This is a genomic window from Lysinibacillus sp. TE18511, from assembly GCF_054062295.1.
Window position 1 is genome coordinate 1 of sequence record NZ_JBSSFD010000008.1, and the last position, 14,077, is coordinate 14,077.

16 protein-coding genes are annotated in these 14,077 nt (G+C 38.2%); 8 read left to right on the plus strand and 8 right to left on the minus strand.

The genetic code is table 11. From position 1 onward, the window contains the following. Positions 1 to 380 precede the first annotated feature (380 nt). A complete protein-coding gene (locus ACVWXS_RS07950) occupies positions 381 to 1,115 on the plus strand; it encodes a hypothetical protein (RefSeq protein WP_423472274.1) in 735 nt (244 codons plus the stop codon). 260 nt (positions 1,116 to 1,375) lie between these two features. On the opposite strand, the gene ACVWXS_RS07955 is transcribed toward ACVWXS_RS07950, so the two are convergent. The 4 genes from ACVWXS_RS07955 to ACVWXS_RS07970 form a co-directional block, all read right to left on the minus strand. After that, positions 1,376 to 1,942, minus strand: a complete 567-nt coding sequence (locus ACVWXS_RS07955) for a DUF4256 domain-containing protein (RefSeq protein WP_374963053.1) — start codon at positions 1,940 to 1,942, stop codon at positions 1,376 to 1,378. 138 nt (positions 1,943 to 2,080) lie between these two features. Continuing rightward, positions 2,081 to 2,323 carry a DUF2750 domain-containing protein gene (locus ACVWXS_RS07960; protein ID WP_456957659.1) on the minus strand — a complete coding sequence of 81 codons (243 nt, stop codon included), beginning with the start codon at positions 2,321 to 2,323 and terminating at the stop codon, positions 2,081 to 2,083. Positions 2,324 to 2,996: 673 nt separating this feature from the next. Continuing rightward, positions 2,997 to 3,380, minus strand: coding sequence for a hypothetical protein (locus ACVWXS_RS07965; RefSeq protein WP_374963049.1), 384 nt, complete (start codon positions 3,378 to 3,380; stop codon positions 2,997 to 2,999). Between the two features lie 74 nt (positions 3,381 to 3,454). Beyond that, a complete protein-coding gene (locus ACVWXS_RS07970; protein ID WP_456957440.1) occupies positions 3,455 to 3,760 on the minus strand; it encodes a hypothetical protein in 306 nt (101 codons plus the stop codon). Between the two features lie 196 nt (positions 3,761 to 3,956). On the opposite strand from ACVWXS_RS07970, the gene ACVWXS_RS07975 reads away from it, so the two are divergent. Next, positions 3,957 to 4,487 carry a hypothetical protein gene (locus tag ACVWXS_RS07975; protein WP_456957442.1) on the plus strand — a complete coding sequence of 177 codons (531 nt, stop codon included), beginning with the start codon at positions 3,957 to 3,959 and terminating at the stop codon, positions 4,485 to 4,487. Between the two features lie 15 nt (positions 4,488 to 4,502). After that, positions 4,503 to 6,068, plus strand: coding sequence for an SPFH domain-containing protein (locus ACVWXS_RS07980; protein ID WP_456957444.1), 1,566 nt, complete (start codon positions 4,503 to 4,505; stop codon positions 6,066 to 6,068). A 45-nt stretch (positions 6,069 to 6,113) separates the two neighbouring features. On the opposite strand, the gene ACVWXS_RS07985 is transcribed toward ACVWXS_RS07980, so the two are convergent. After that, positions 6,114 to 6,677 carry a GNAT family N-acetyltransferase gene (locus ACVWXS_RS07985; RefSeq protein ID WP_456957446.1) on the minus strand — a complete coding sequence of 188 codons (564 nt, stop codon included), beginning with the start codon at positions 6,675 to 6,677 and terminating at the stop codon, positions 6,114 to 6,116. Between the two features lie 450 nt (positions 6,678 to 7,127). On the opposite strand from ACVWXS_RS07985, the gene ACVWXS_RS07990 reads away from it, so the two are divergent. From ACVWXS_RS07990 to ACVWXS_RS08000, 3 genes are all read left to right on the plus strand, one after another. Beyond that, the gene (locus ACVWXS_RS07990; protein ID WP_456957448.1) at positions 7,128 to 7,283 is read left to right on the plus strand and encodes a hypothetical protein; all 156 of its coding nucleotides are present in this window, start codon (positions 7,128 to 7,130) and stop codon (positions 7,281 to 7,283) included. 152 nt (positions 7,284 to 7,435) lie between these two features. Further along, positions 7,436 to 8,641, plus strand: a complete 1,206-nt coding sequence (locus ACVWXS_RS07995; RefSeq protein WP_456957450.1) for an MFS transporter — start codon at positions 7,436 to 7,438, stop codon at positions 8,639 to 8,641. 74 nt (positions 8,642 to 8,715) lie between these two features. Beyond that, positions 8,716 to 9,390 carry a peptidylprolyl isomerase gene (locus ACVWXS_RS08000; RefSeq protein ID WP_456957452.1) on the plus strand — a complete coding sequence of 225 codons (675 nt, stop codon included), beginning with the start codon at positions 8,716 to 8,718 and terminating at the stop codon, positions 9,388 to 9,390. 71 nt (positions 9,391 to 9,461) lie between these two features. On the opposite strand, the gene ACVWXS_RS08005 is transcribed toward ACVWXS_RS08000, so the two are convergent. The 3 genes from ACVWXS_RS08005 to ACVWXS_RS08015 form a co-directional block, all read right to left on the minus strand. Beyond that, positions 9,462 to 10,244 carry an enoyl-ACP reductase FabI gene (locus ACVWXS_RS08005; RefSeq protein WP_223553174.1) on the minus strand — a complete coding sequence of 261 codons (783 nt, stop codon included), beginning with the start codon at positions 10,242 to 10,244 and terminating at the stop codon, positions 9,462 to 9,464. Between the two features lie 172 nt (positions 10,245 to 10,416). Then, positions 10,417 to 11,007, minus strand: a complete 591-nt coding sequence (locus ACVWXS_RS08010; protein WP_374963036.1) for a hypothetical protein — start codon at positions 11,005 to 11,007, stop codon at positions 10,417 to 10,419. A 169-nt stretch (positions 11,008 to 11,176) separates the two neighbouring features. Further along, a complete protein-coding gene (locus ACVWXS_RS08015; protein ID WP_053482601.1) occupies positions 11,177 to 11,425 on the minus strand; it encodes a ferredoxin in 249 nt (82 codons plus the stop codon). A 108-nt stretch (positions 11,426 to 11,533) separates the two neighbouring features. Here ACVWXS_RS08015 and ACVWXS_RS08020 point away from each other — a divergent pair, with 108 nt between their 5' ends. Next, positions 11,534 to 12,562, plus strand: coding sequence for a helix-turn-helix domain-containing protein (locus tag ACVWXS_RS08020; RefSeq protein ID WP_456957456.1), 1,029 nt, complete (start codon positions 11,534 to 11,536; stop codon positions 12,560 to 12,562). Beyond that, positions 12,563 to 14,005, plus strand: a complete 1,443-nt coding sequence (locus tag ACVWXS_RS08025; RefSeq protein ID WP_456957458.1) for a RecQ family ATP-dependent DNA helicase — start codon at positions 12,563 to 12,565, stop codon at positions 14,003 to 14,005. It abuts the gene before it with no gap. Positions 14,006 to 14,077 lie beyond the last annotated feature (72 nt).

The following is a 14,077-nucleotide window of genomic DNA, read 5'->3' on the forward strand; positions in this document are numbered from 1 at the left end:
GCGAAAGCGAAGCGTCAGCGGCAAATGTTTTATCTGTGCGAAAGCGAAGCGACAGCAACAAAGCGCCCAGTCGGAACGGAAATCAACCACACGTTTTGGTGATGAACCGGAATATTGTTAGCGATACCTTTTATTGGGAATAGATTTAGTCATGGAATATATTTCGAAACAGGGTACAAACATAGCTTGTCATAGTGTAAAATGGTAAAATTTCTATGATAATAAATGGAGTAATTCTGATTAGTATCGACTATTCGGAATTTTTGAATTATTGTTCAAAAGAAGGATTTTCAATCTTTAAAAGTTTTTTACTTGAAAAAATAGCGTATTCGATTTATTGTCTTTAGAGATACTTGTTTAATGGACTTGGAGGATATGGAATGCACGGAATTTATATACGCTATAATGTCTCAGAAGAAACCTCAGCAGCACAATGGCCCAAAAAAATGGATGCATTTGCGTATGTTCAACGAGGAAAGCCACAACAAGACAATGACAACTTGCTGTCAACAGAAGAGCTAAAAAACCACGCAATTCGCTATATTAAAAGCTTAAAAGACAATGCAAGTGAACATTTAGTAGAGCAACGCAATGGTGAAATTGAGCACTTTGATCGACGCTTTTTGGAGTCCTTGAAGCTAAAGGAAAACATTGATTCGCAGCTTATTAATCTAGAAGAAATTCGTTTACTATTACAGTTAATGAATGTACTGAATTTATCGCATGGTTTCGGTGAAAATGCTGGGAAGCTACTACGCCAAATTACCCCATATGCAAAAGAGGTAGAGCATCCAACATTCCAAACAACTCGTGTAGAGCGACATTTTTACTCAGAATTAATTGAACAAATTGAAGCGGTATATGCACGAATTATACGTCAACACAACCCATCAACAACAGAAATGCAGCAATCAGAAAAGCTATGGACAGCAGTTTGTGAGCAAGCGATTGAAAAGGTAGAATCACGAATTGAGCGTTTGTCTTCTATCAAATTAAAGCATGAGAAAAATTTGTTAGAGTTTAGTCAATTAAAACAGCAAAATATCGAGGCAAAGGAACGTCTGGATCTTGCTGTTAATGAACTCGATGCTATTTTAAATGTATTAGAATCTTAAAGGCTTTGTTAATGCCTATATAATGCGGTTTGAGTGGGGTTAGCTATGAGCTAGCCCCACTTTCAATAGCACGGTTGTATAGAATGTAACAATAAAACGGCCTTCTCTCCACCTTTATAGAAAAAAGGCTTAGGGGGTACTATTTTCATCATTATTTTGAATACCTCACTAACGTATTCTTAGCCTTACATTAAATATGGAATGAAAGCCTTTCTCCAGATGAACTGTTCTACATTCAAATTTATCTGTCTATGCAAAATTTAGACCCTTAGCGAGCCACGGAAGCCCCTAGCAGCATAGTAGGAATCTGCTCCATTGTGGTACACAAAGACAGTGTCGTAGCGATAATCACAAAAGATAGCCCCACCAAGTTTTCTAATATTAGCAGGTGTTTGCACCCAGCTCGACGTTTTCATATCGAAATTTTCAAGTTTCTGCAGCTCACGGTATTGTTCCTCCGTTAAAAGTTCAATGCCCATGGCAGTTGCCATATCAATAGCGTTATTTTCTGGTTTGTGTTTTTTTCTTGATTCTAGTGCTTCACGGTCGTAACAAACACTTCTGCGACCTTTAGGACTTTCCGCTGAACAATCATAAAAAATGTATTCGCCCGTCTTTTGATCATGGCCAACAACATCCGGTTCTCCGCCAGTTCCTTCCATTTCATTGAGCGACCATAGTTTTTCAGTATTAGCTTCGAGTTTAGCTTGTACTTCAGCCCATTCAAGATCTTTATGGCGATTCATATTTTTTTCAAAACGTGCTTTCAAAGTTTTGAGTAGTTCCTCACGTTGTTCTGGTGATAACTCGTTATTTTTCTTTGTCATAGTAGTTTCCCCTTTATTGTTTTTACTCATAATGGTTTAAGAATTAAACTGCTCAGTTCAATTAGAAATTCAATTTTTACTAAAGAATTTAACGTGCTTATGATAGGGTTCTCCGTTTAACGGGGAGTATCCTGCTTATTATAAATCACGAATCATTTCCTTTATTTCATCACGAGTTTGAATAATTGTATCGTTTTCGTTTGGAAAAATCGATATGGCACCACCGTCATTTTCAATATCAACAACTAAATCGTCTAAAAAATTCGCAAGTGGCATGTTGAACGCTTCGAATGACTCATCAAAATTGGCAGCCACCATTTCAGCAAAGCTTCGAGTTGGCCAAACAGGTAGTAAAAATGGAAGCCGTCTTCGTCTTCGAATAGCAACAAATCGTCATTTTTGTCGCGTAGCAACCAAACCTGTTCATCCGTAGCAACCATTCCATAAAAATATGCAAGTCGCTTTTCTGCAGGACGGTTTAAAATAAATCGTTTAATTAGTTTCATATTGCTCAATCCTTTAAGGTATCATTCTAAAAAAGATATCAAATGAAATATAAAATTACTATATACAACTTTTTCTAAGTACTGTTAATTACATAATCCTTAATCCTTCTTCTACTAACATGCACCGTTCGTTGAATAACAACAATCCTAAAGAAAACACCCATTAATAAAATACAATCCCTTTATTAAACTAATCTACTGCTATAGTTAAAGAAAAAAATCCTACCTTGCCTAGTTTTTTTAGTCTAATCTAGCCCCAAAACAATTCAATTTTATGTTTGATTTTGCGTAGTTTAAAATGAAACAAAAATCACAGATTGCTTTTAGATCGTGCATGCATTCAAGCCACAATAAATTTATTAGAAACAATAGAAAGCATGTCTACTGATTAGAACTTTGAATTAATTCCAATCGTTGACATGCTTTTAATTTCGGTTCTATTTAGGGTTTCGATACAATTTATAGGGGGTGTAGGAAAGCGTCACTTTGTGCCTGTAGAAACAAAGTGACGGATAGAATGACATAAAGTGACAAGGAATTCTATGTATTTATTCCTGCTTTGCTTTTTCCTCAGACTGTTCACGCTTTGATTGACGATAAACACGTAGTAAATCAAGCGCAAGTAACAACACGATCAAATAAAAAAAAGGACTGTTATAGGATAAACCTAATTGCGATTCGCCGCCAAGTAATGTTAAAACAATCCAAAGCCCGACTGTATATACTGTTAAGCCAACATATGCTTTTTTAGAAAGCTTTTTATATTTTCCCTTATCTGACGCGATTTGTATGATGACAAGAGCGATTAATATAACAAGGATGATTTGTTTAGACAATATCTCAGCTAGTGTAGTGTGCGGGAAAAAATCATTGACGAAAAGTAAGGTGAAAAATACAAGAATAAAAAAGTTTAAAATAGTTGAAAGCTTCATGCAATATCTCCTTAGTTGCCAGTATTCATTTTATTGTAACATGGTTCTGTTTGAAGAGAATGAAAATTACTAATTTAACTTATTTTAGCGGGTGTCCAAACATCTGTACCTGTCGCTACGCTTTCGGTACAAAAAACATCCGCTGAAATAGAGGAACTCAGGCTAAGAGCTTCACATCCTGTGAAAACGCCTGAGTGACCAACGTCGTGTTGTTGCCGCTTCGCTTCGCTTTCGCACAGACAAAACCATGTTGCTGCCGCTGCGCTTTCGCACAAAAAACATCTGCCGCTGCCGCTTCGCTTTCGCACAAAAAACATCTGCCGCTGCCGCTGCGCTTTCGCACAAAAAACATCTGTTGCTGCCGCTGCGCTTTCGCACAAAAAACATCTGTTGCTGCCGCTGCGCTTTCGCACAAAAAACATCTGCAGGCCTAAGCACAAAGCCGATTCCGGACGCAATGATGCCGAGGCATAATTGATAACTACCCATTCAAAAATTTTAAAATATGAAAAATTATGAAACTTTCTATTGAGTACAATCGTATAGTAGGTAACACAATGAAAAGGGGTGAACAACTTGACGCTATTTGGCTATTCACTCGAGCAAATCTTTTTAGTGGTATTAATTTTCGCTGGCCTTGCAACGCTCTTATTTATGTTTTTTGGCGATGCTGTCGAGGGCATTGGAGAAGGGCTGCCGATTTTTAATCCAAGTGTCATTCTATCTTTCATTACGTTGATGTCAGCAGCAGGATTTATTTTAGAAAAGTTAGCCTTATTCCCTAGCGTTTGGAATATCATTGCTGCTAGTATCATCGGAGCTATTTTAAGTGCACTATTTTATTTGTTTGTTCTTGTCCCACTAAGATCGGCCGATGTTTCTTTAGCTTATACGGAAGAATCACTTGGGGGTCAGCTTGGAAAGGTAATCGTCCCAATCCCAAGTGACGGTTTTGGAGAAGTTGTGATTGAAACGACAAGTGGGATGATTTCCAAGCGAGCAACAGGCTTTGACAATGAGGCTATCGATTATGATACGACAGTACTTATTGTGGAAGTAAAGGAAGGAACACTTTTTGTAAGACCCTATGAGAAGAAATTTTTATAAAGGAGAGATACTTATATGCCAATGGAGATTTTAATTGTTATAGGGATTGTAGCTTTTATATTAATCGCACTAGTTGCACTGTATGTGACAAAGTATAAAACAGCGGGTCCTGATGAGGCACTTATTGTGACAGGTAGCTATCTTGGCTCAAAAAATGTACATAAAGATGAGTCAGGAAATCGCATAAAAATTATTCGTGGTGGCGGGACATTCGTATTCCCAATTTTTCAGCAAGCGCAGCCATTAAGCTTATTGTCTAGTAAGCTTGATGTGACAACACCTGAAGTGTATACAGAACAAGGTGTACCAGTGATGGCAGATGGAACCGCTATCATAAAAGTTGGTGGTTCTATTTCAGAAATTGCAACGGCAGCAGAGCAGTTTTTAGGAAAGCCAAAGGAAGACCGTGAAAATGAAGCGCGTGAAGTGTTAGAAGGTCATTTGCGTTCGATCTTAGGTTCAATGACGGTTGAAGAAATTTATAAAAATCGGGATAAATTCTCTCAAGAAGTACAACGTGTTGCATCTCAAGATTTGGCGAAGATGGGTCTGACAATCGTTTCCTTTACGATTAAAGATGTACGCGATAAAAATGGCTACTTAGAATCGCTTGGTAAGCCACGAATTGCACAAGTTAAACGTGACGCAGATATCGCAACTGCTGACGCTGAAAAAGAAACACGTATTAAGCGTGCTGAAGCATCGAAGGAAGCACAAAAGGCTGAGCTTGAACGTGCAACAGAAATTGCAGAAGCGGAAAAAGAAAATCAGTTAAAAGTGGCTGAATTCCGTCGTGAACAAGACATCGCAAAAGCGCGTGCAGACCAAGCGTATGAGTTAGAAACGGCTCGTGCAAAGCAGGAAGTAACCGAACAGGAAATGCAAATTCGTATTATTGAACGTCAAAAGCAAATAGAGTTAGAAGAAAAAGAGATTTTACGTCGTGAGAAGCAATACGATTCAGAAGTTAAGAAAAAGGCTGACGCTGATCGTTACGCTGTCGAGCAAAATGCAGCAGCGGCCAAAATGCGTGAACTTGCGCAGGCAGATGCGGAGAAATATCGTATTGAATCATTGGCACAAGCTGAAGCGGAAAAAATTCGTTTGGATGGTCTTGCTAAAGCAGATGCTGATCGTGCCAAAGGGGAAACAGATGCAGATATTATTCGCCTTCGTGGTCTTGCGGAAGCAGAGGCGAAACGAAAAATTGCAGAAGCCTTCGAATACTATGGTCAAGCAGCTGTCCTTGATATGATTGTACGTATGATGCCAGAATATGCGAAAGAGCTAGCGAGTCCACTTGGCAATATCGATAAGATTACGGTTGTCGATACTGGTGGAGGAGAAGGAAGCGGCGGTGCCAATAAAGTAACCGCTTACGCAACTAATTTAATGTCAACATTACAAGAATCATTGAAGGAAACTTCGGGCATTGACGTTAAAGAACTAATTGAAAGCTATGCAGGTAAGCATACATTGCGCCCTGAGCTAGAGCAAATAGCGGCTGGCTTAGAAAAAAAGCAAGAACCCGTTACAGCTGATAAAACACAAAAAGAGATTAAAGAAACAGTTGAACAATAATAACAATAGCCACCTGATGAGTGTCATCAGGTGGCTATTTATCGGTTAAGAGCAAGAAAAGTCCTCATTAATTTGTTTCCACTCACTAGCGAGTATGCCGTATGCAGCATGGTCAACAAAATGATCGTAAAGCCATTCTGCTTCACGAATCGTGCCTTCTTTTGTAAAGCCTAGTCGTTCAGGGATGGCCCGGCTTTTTGTGTTGCCCTCAGCAGCACGAATTTCGACTTTATTGAGCTGTAACTCTTCAAAAGCATAGTGCAATAAAGCCTGTACGGTCCTCGTCATAATACCATGTCCTTGAGCTCCTTCACTGAGCCAATAGCCAATAGCAGCAATTTTATTGCTATAGTTTATAACATTGAAGCCCGCAATCCCAACGATTTCGTTTTGAAAAATGATGACAAGAGAAAGGCTGCTTCTAGCTTCATGTCCTTTTATACAACCTTCAATATAAGCCGTTGTGTCAGCTACTTCTCTTGTAATATCTAGCCACGGCAACCATTCGCGTAAATAGGCTCGTGATGCATCTGTTAATGCAAAAACTGTTTTGGCATCTTCTAATGTTACAATACGTAAAGACAATTGCTGATCAATTGTAATTTGCAATATTTTTCACCTCGTTATTATTTTAAGGAATTATGCATAAAGCCTTTCATTTCACGACTCAGAACGGTTAACTCTTCAATAATTTCACTGAAATCTTGAACGAGCTGTGCCTGTTCATTCGTTGGCAGTCCAAATGCTAGGGTACCTACGACTTTACCATTTTCACGGATTGGAAATGAGAAAGCATTGATGGCAACTCCGTAGACATTCAGTTAATGCCTCGATAATCTTCATGGAAATTCCTCCAAGTCTGTGCAACGAAAATAGTATGGTCATCGGAGTTCGTATTACCAATGATTTCTAGATGATTACTTTCACTGTATCATAATAACTGCCAATTCAAAATAGATTTAATTTTAAATTTCCTTAAAAATAATGTGACAATATTTGGCTCATCACCAAAAGTTGTGGGTGACATTTGTTAAGACGTATGCCTTGTATATAAGTTGATTGGAGTGGAGACTGGGCGACTCCTTGGGGATCAGCGTCACAAATGAGACCCTGGAGCGAGCAACGCGAGTGAAGCGGCTCATCGGACGCCCCCAGGAAAGCGCCCAGTCGGAACGGAAATCAACCACACGTTATGGTGATGAGCCCAATATTTAAGTAAACTGTAGAAAACTGTTATTGAATAAGGTGAGGTGTTGATTCTTTGAAGAATCTTTGAAAGGAAAACGAAGTATTGGCTCTTAACCTATCGTTTGTTTAAAAAAATTGTATTAGAATAAGTAAAACTGCCTGTACGTAAGGAGAGAGAAATGGATACTATTCAAAGAGGGACTAAGGCCTTTAATAAAGCTAATTGGGCTTTATTTTTAGCAGGCTTTATAACTTTCGCAAACTTATATGTGACACAACCGCTGCTACCAACATTTGCAAAGGAGTTTCATGTTTCACCAGCCGTTGCGAGTTTATCGCTTTCTGTGACAACCTTTGCGCTATCGATCAGTATGATTATTGTTGGCTCCTTATCAGAGGCATGGGGTAGGAAATCTTTGATGACGATTTCTATTTTTGCGGCATCTATTCTTACACTTGCACTTGCCTTTTCTCCTAATTTTGAAACGATTTTAGTGTTGCGTGTGATACAGGGAGTTGTCTTTGCCGGCTTGCCAGCAATTGCAATGGCTTATTTAGGGGAGGAAATGCATCCTTCTAGTTTAGGTATAGCGATGGGCTTGTACATAAGTGGTAATTCGGTTGGGGGGCTTAGTGGACGAGTTATCATAGGGACACTAACAGATCTTTACACGTGGCAAGTGGGGATGATTGTCCTCGGTGTCATCAGTCTTTTGATTAGTGTGTTATTTATCTGGATGCTACCTAACTCTAAGCATTTTACAGCACGTCCATTGCAAATAAAAGCATTGACGACATCACTTATCCAACATGTAAAGGACCCATCCATGCTATGTCTTTTTGGTATTGGCTTTGTATTAATGGGAAGCTTTGTGACTCTTTATAACTACATTGGCTTTAAATTAATGGCACCACCTTATAATTTAAGTGCCACAATTGTTGGTTGGATTTTTGTTATTTACTTAGTAGGTACTTTTAGCTCCGCTTGGTTTGGTAGTCTAGCGGATCAATATGGCCGCCAAAAAATGTTGTTATTGTCCATTGCTATCATGTTAACAGGGGCAATACTTACATTAATCGGGCTACTTAGTTTGAAAATTATAGGGATTACAATCTTTACTTTTGGTTTCTTTGCGGCGCACTCGATTGCTAGTGGCTGGGTGAGTAAACGAGCCACTCATGATAAGGCACAAGCATCTTCTCTCTATTTATTTTTCTATTATTTTGGTTCAAGTGTTGGAGGAACAATAGGGGGAATATTCTGGATGCATTACGGCTGGGGAGGCGTTATTGCGATGATTACTGTATTGTTAGTCGTTGCATGCTTACTGTCATTTTTATTAAAGGGTATTATTGCCAAACAACGTATTACAGCGGGGCATTAAGAAGAATGATTTGTCGTAAACTGTTTGATAGTCTTATAATGAGTAGAATGGTTATAAAGAGGAGTTGAAAGAATATGTTCACGCGTTATAAAGGATTTTCATTTGTCTTTGCTTTGCTAGCTGTAGCCTTTGTTTTGACAGGCTGTGGAGCAGCTAAAGAAAGTGGGCAATCAGAGGGAAATAAGGAAAAGGAATCAGAAGAAAAAGTGGATTATTCATCAAATGTGAAGGAAAATCCAATAGTGACGATCACGATGAACAATGGAGAAAAAATCGTTATTGAATTAGAGCCTTCTGCAGCGCCGAATACGGTTGCTAATTTTATTTCCTTAGTGGAAGAAGGTTTTTATGATGGTCTTATTTTCCATCGGGTTATCCCTGATTTTATGATTCAAGGTGGAGATCCTTCAGGTAATGGTACAGGTGGTCCAGACTATTCGATTGAAGGTGAGTTTTCTTCAAATGGTTTTAAAAATGATCTGAAGCATGAACGCGGTGTCATCTCAATGGCCCGTTCGAATGATCAGAACTCTGCGGGATCCCAGTTTTTCATTATGGTAGAGGAAGCATCACATCTTGATGGCCAATATGCTGCCTTTGGGAAAGTAATCGAGGGGATGGAAACAGTAGATGCTATTGTTGCTGCTGAACGAGATGGTTCAGATAAACCAGTAGAAGATCAGCAAATGAAAAAGGTGGAAGTGGATACAAAGGGCTTTGATTACCCAGCTCCAAAGAAACTAAAATAACGGATGTGACAATCAGTATGAAGACGAAGAAGCATGAGAGATCAATGATGATCTTCCATGCTTCTTTGTAGTTAACCCATAATATTGTAGCCAGCGTCGATGTAAATTGTTTCACCTGTCACACCACGAGATAGGTGAGATAGCATCACAATTGTCATATCTGCTACTTCGTCTTGTTGAACATTACGTTTTAATGGAGCTGTTTCCTCGATTTTGTGTAAAATTGTGTTAAAGGAAGGAACTCCTTTTGCAGCAAGTGTGCGAATCGCTCCTGCTGAGATCGCATTGACACGAATATTATCTTTACCAATATCTGCAGCAAGGTAGCGCATAGAAGCCTCTAATGCAGCTTTCGCTACGCCCATGACGTTGTAGCCATCAAGCACACGTTCTGCTCCTAAGTAACTCATTGTCACGATAGAACCGCCTTCAGTCATATAAGGATGTGCGGCTTTCGCTGCTGAAATAAGAGAATATGCACTAGTATCTTGTGCAAATGCATAGCCGTCACGAGTTGTATCTAAGAAGCGATTGTGTAAATCCTCAGCATTGGCAAATGCTACAGAGTGCACAATACCATGAATCACGCCTACTTTTGTACCGATTTCATTGAAGGCTGCTTTTGTGCTTTCGTCGCTATTGACGTCACATTGTACGATTAGTGAATCAGATTGTCCGATATTTTCTAATTGTTTTTGTAATTTTTTTAATGAACGTTCTTGACGATATGTGAAAATGACATTTGCACCTACGTCAAATAAACGTTTTGCGATACCCCAAGCAATACTTCGGTCGTTTGCCACACCCATTACAACAATATTCTTATCTTTTAATTGTAATAAATTATCCATCATTTATAAGAACCCCTTTATGAAATAATATCTGTTATTAGTACCAACTACTAAAATCTTATCATACATAAATAATGGATGCAATAATAAGATAAAAAAGAGTGTCCGACGTTACTAGGATAGGCACAAAAAAAATTCATCTCCACTTACTTAGAGACGAATCCAATAGATGTATTTAAATTTGTGCTACCTCATACATATCTAAGGCATTGTAGACCGCGCTGTGTACTGCAATCATAAAGCAGTTTTGCGTACGAATAGCCTGTGCCATAATTTTGATGGCTCTTGTTTGAACTTTATGAAATGTTTTGTCACTAGATAGAAGATCATCATTCAAATGCGCTAGAAAATAGGGTTGCTGGATTATTTGTTCAATAAGATCTGCAGCATCATTTTGACCGAATATGTTATAGGCCCAGAGGTCAATATCATTGCCTAGTTGGAAAGCGACGAAGTAGAATAAATCGTCATCATTTCTCTCGATAATTTTATGAATAATTTGAATCTTTTTGAGCTCTTCTATTAAAAAAATGTTAATTGAATAGTGCATTGCCTTTGAAGAATTTAAAAAAAGACTATCTTTTTGATGTGATTTTAAAAAGAACCAGCAATTTAAAATAACAGCCCAAGAATCTAATGCATTCATACACTTAAATTGATAATTAGGGAAAATAGATTGCCATTTTGCTGCAAGATTTTTAAATTGATTCATCTGGACTTCGTCAATATCATATAAACTATGATTTGTTTCTAATTGATTAAACATTATCATTCATTCCTCCAATAGAGTTTATATATATTCTGAGTAGGGAAATCAACCATATAATCAACTAAATTTAAGTGTTGCGTTTCTTTTGTGTTTCAACGTGAAGATTCTAATTAAGTAAGAAGGCACCCAGTTAAGGATGCCTTCAGGGTACGAATAGAGTTATAAACTATTCGAATTTTAATGAGTCGCCATCAAAAGTTTCATCTGCTACTTTGATTGAGTCAGTTGGGCAGCCTTCGAAAGCATCTTGCATGTCTTCTAATAGATCTTCTGGAACTTCAGCAGTTCCCATGTTATCATCTAAAATAACGAAGGCAATACCTTCATCATCATAATCATAAATATCTGGGGCTGCGGCTCCGCAAGCGCCACAAGCGATGCATGTATCTTTATCAACAATTGTGAATTTAGCCATTTTTTTTTATCTCTCCTTTACATGTTCCTACAAAGCTTCATACTCATTTTAAAGATGTTTATCTTACATTTCAACATAAATACTATTAAATTGGAGGAATTTGCGTCTATGTTTCATCAAATTTTATTGCAAATCTTTCAAAAACTCAATAACGAACGATCGATTTCTGCAGCCTATCATGTATTGAGAGGAAAGCGTTCAGGCCAGACGATTCAAGACATTGGGTTATTTCAGCTACATAATTATTTCGGGCTATTACCTAAGTTACCGCGAGCGACATTTGATGAAGCCGTATCCTCATTTTCGCAGAATAGTTGGTTAATAATACAAGAATCTGGTCACTATTCCATGAAAAAGCTAGGTTTACAGCGAGCGGAGCAAACACCTGATTTTTTATTTGATGGGTGGCACTATAGGGGAAATGAACATATATTTTTTGCGAGATTGTCATTAATTGTACAAAGTTTATCCTATCAGAGTGCTGGAATACGTTCCTTTTCTCCAATAAGTAGGGATACGAATATTCAGTCTTGGGTTCGTACATTTTTACTTGAACATAATTATCAAGATGGGCATTTACAGCAGCAATTACTGGAGGAATGCGAAAGCGTGCTTTCTGAGTTATCTTTATCTGAAGCCAACAAACAGCTTGTCCTCTATCGATTGAGTGGCTATGGTTTACCAGGATGGACATGGCAGCAACTTGCTAGTGAACGAAAGGAAGCAGTTTTAGATTGTCAATTAGCGTTTATAGAATTGCTGCATGTATTTTTAAATGAAGTCCATCAAACAACTGATTATCCGTTACTTGGAAACATAGCAGAGGAACTAAGAGTAAAGGCGTTATTAACCGATTCAGCTCAGCAAACAGCGTATTTATATGAGCAGGGCTATTCGCTTGAACAGATTATGCAAATAAGAAAGCTAAAACAAAGTACCATTGAGGATCATTTAGTAGAATTAGCCATGTATGAACCAAACTTTTCGATTGGTCCATTCGTCTCTTATAAGGAAGCGGAAAAAGTTTGGCAGGCATCGAAACAATATCAAACAAAAAAATTAAAAACATTGCATGAAGTGGTTGAAGGTATGAGTTATTTCCAGTTAAAGCTTGTCCTCGCGAAAGGAGAAGTATAAATGGAACTTGAACAAATATTGGCAAAGCAATTTGGTTATACAGCTTTTCGTCCAGGGCAAAAAGAGGTTATTGAATCAATCCTAGAAGGAAAAGATGTTATTGCTCTATTACCGACAGGAATGGGTAAATCACTTTGTTATCAATTGCCAGGGTATATCTTGCATAAGCCGGTATTAATTGTTTCTCCACTGCTTTCGCTAATGCAGGATCAGGTAGAGGAGTTAAAACGCTTTGGTGAAAAGAGGGTAGTTGCTTTAAATTCATTTTTAACCGTAAGTGAGAAACGATATGTATTACATTTTTTAGAGCAGTTTCGTTTTATTTTTACGTCACCAGAAATGCTATTGCAACAACAAGTTCAGGACAAGCTTTCACAAATGCAGTTAGGTCTTATTGTTGTGGATGAGGCACACTGTATTTCTCAGTGGGGCTTTGATTTTCGACCAGATTATTTACGAATTGGGCAGTGGTTTTCACAAGCAAATCGTCCACCTGTTTTAGCTTTATCAGCGACTGCGACGAATAAAGTAGTCAATGATATACGGGATACATTGTCGCTAGATTCACCTTTTGAGTTTTTATATAATGTGGATCGATCTAATATTCATCTCGGCCGTGTTGTATTTGAGGATAGGGAAGATAAAGTACACTGGATTATACAGCATATAAAAGAGACAGCAGGACCAGGTATTTTATATATGTCCTCGCGAAAGCGTGCTGAACAATATAGTGAGGTACTAATCCAGGCAGGTATACGAGCGGCTGCTTATCATGCAGGCTTTGGTGCTGAGGATCGCCAGTTTATTCAGCAACAATTTATTGACGGGGAACTCGACTGGATTGTGGCAACAAATGCGTTTGGGATGGGGATCAATAAGTCGGATATTCGTCAGGTCATTCATGAAACGATGCCTGCCAATGTAGAAAATTATATGCAGGAGATTGGTCGAGCGGGGCGTGATGGTCACCCGGCGCTTGCAATTTTACTTTATTGTGATGATGACGTAGAACTTGCAAAATTTGTTGTAACAGGCGATTTGCCAACATCTGGTCATGTCGATCGATATCAGGAACTACTAAATCAGCAAATACAACCCTCTCAAATGCTGAAAAACGGAGAGTTGAGTGAGACCGCTTTTCGTGTACTTGATTATTGGTTACAACAAGAAACGATGGAACAAGTTAAAGTACGACTAAATCATTTGGCATTGGAAAAATACCGTGCGGTCAATGAAATGCAAAAAATTACTCAGACAAAAGACTGTATTCGCAAGCAGCTAGTCGGGTATTTTGGGCAAGAATTGTTGAAAAAACCGGAAAACTGTTGTGAAAATTGTGGAATCAATTATGATGAAATCAATAAAGCACGCTTGAAGGAAGAGAAGAAAATAGAAATGATCCCATGGAAAAGTCGATTAAAGCAACTTTTAATGGGCTTTTAGACTATAACTGACGGTCATTTACTTTTTGCGCAAAATTCGTCATAATAGAATGATAGAAAGCGTAGTAAGGTT

What these genes read in the sequence shown, in the direction of transcription:
- ACVWXS_RS08010 (WP_374963036.1), bottom strand. Translation starts at nt 11,007, where the DNA reads ATGTTTAATCAATTAGAAACAAATCATAGTTTATATGATATTGACGAA.
- ACVWXS_RS07950 (WP_423472274.1), top strand. Translation starts at nt 381, where the DNA reads ATGCACGGAATTTATATACGCTATAATGTCTCAGAAGAAACCTCAGCA.
- ACVWXS_RS08025 (WP_456957458.1), top strand. Translation starts at nt 12,563, where the DNA reads ATGGAACTTGAACAAATATTGGCAAAGCAATTTGGTTATACAGCTTTT.
- ACVWXS_RS07995 (WP_456957450.1), top strand. Translation starts at nt 7,436, where the DNA reads ATGGATACTATTCAAAGAGGGACTAAGGCCTTTAATAAAGCTAATTGG.
- ACVWXS_RS08000 (WP_456957452.1), top strand. Translation starts at nt 8,716, where the DNA reads ATGTTCACGCGTTATAAAGGATTTTCATTTGTCTTTGCTTTGCTAGCT.
- ACVWXS_RS08020 (WP_456957456.1), top strand. Translation starts at nt 11,534, where the DNA reads ATGTTTCATCAAATTTTATTGCAAATCTTTCAAAAACTCAATAACGAA.
- ACVWXS_RS07955 (WP_374963053.1), bottom strand. Translation starts at nt 1,942, where the DNA reads ATGACAAAGAAAAATAACGAGTTATCACCAGAACAACGTGAGGAACTA.
- ACVWXS_RS07965 (WP_374963049.1), bottom strand. Translation starts at nt 3,380, where the DNA reads ATGAAGCTTTCAACTATTTTAAACTTTTTTATTCTTGTATTTTTCACC.
- ACVWXS_RS08015 (WP_053482601.1), bottom strand. Translation starts at nt 11,425, where the DNA reads ATGGCTAAATTCACAATTGTTGATAAAGATACATGCATCGCTTGTGGC.
- ACVWXS_RS07980 (WP_456957444.1), top strand. Translation starts at nt 4,503, where the DNA reads ATGCCAATGGAGATTTTAATTGTTATAGGGATTGTAGCTTTTATATTA.
- ACVWXS_RS08005 (WP_223553174.1), bottom strand. Translation starts at nt 10,244, where the DNA reads ATGATGGATAATTTATTACAATTAAAAGATAAGAATATTGTTGTAATG.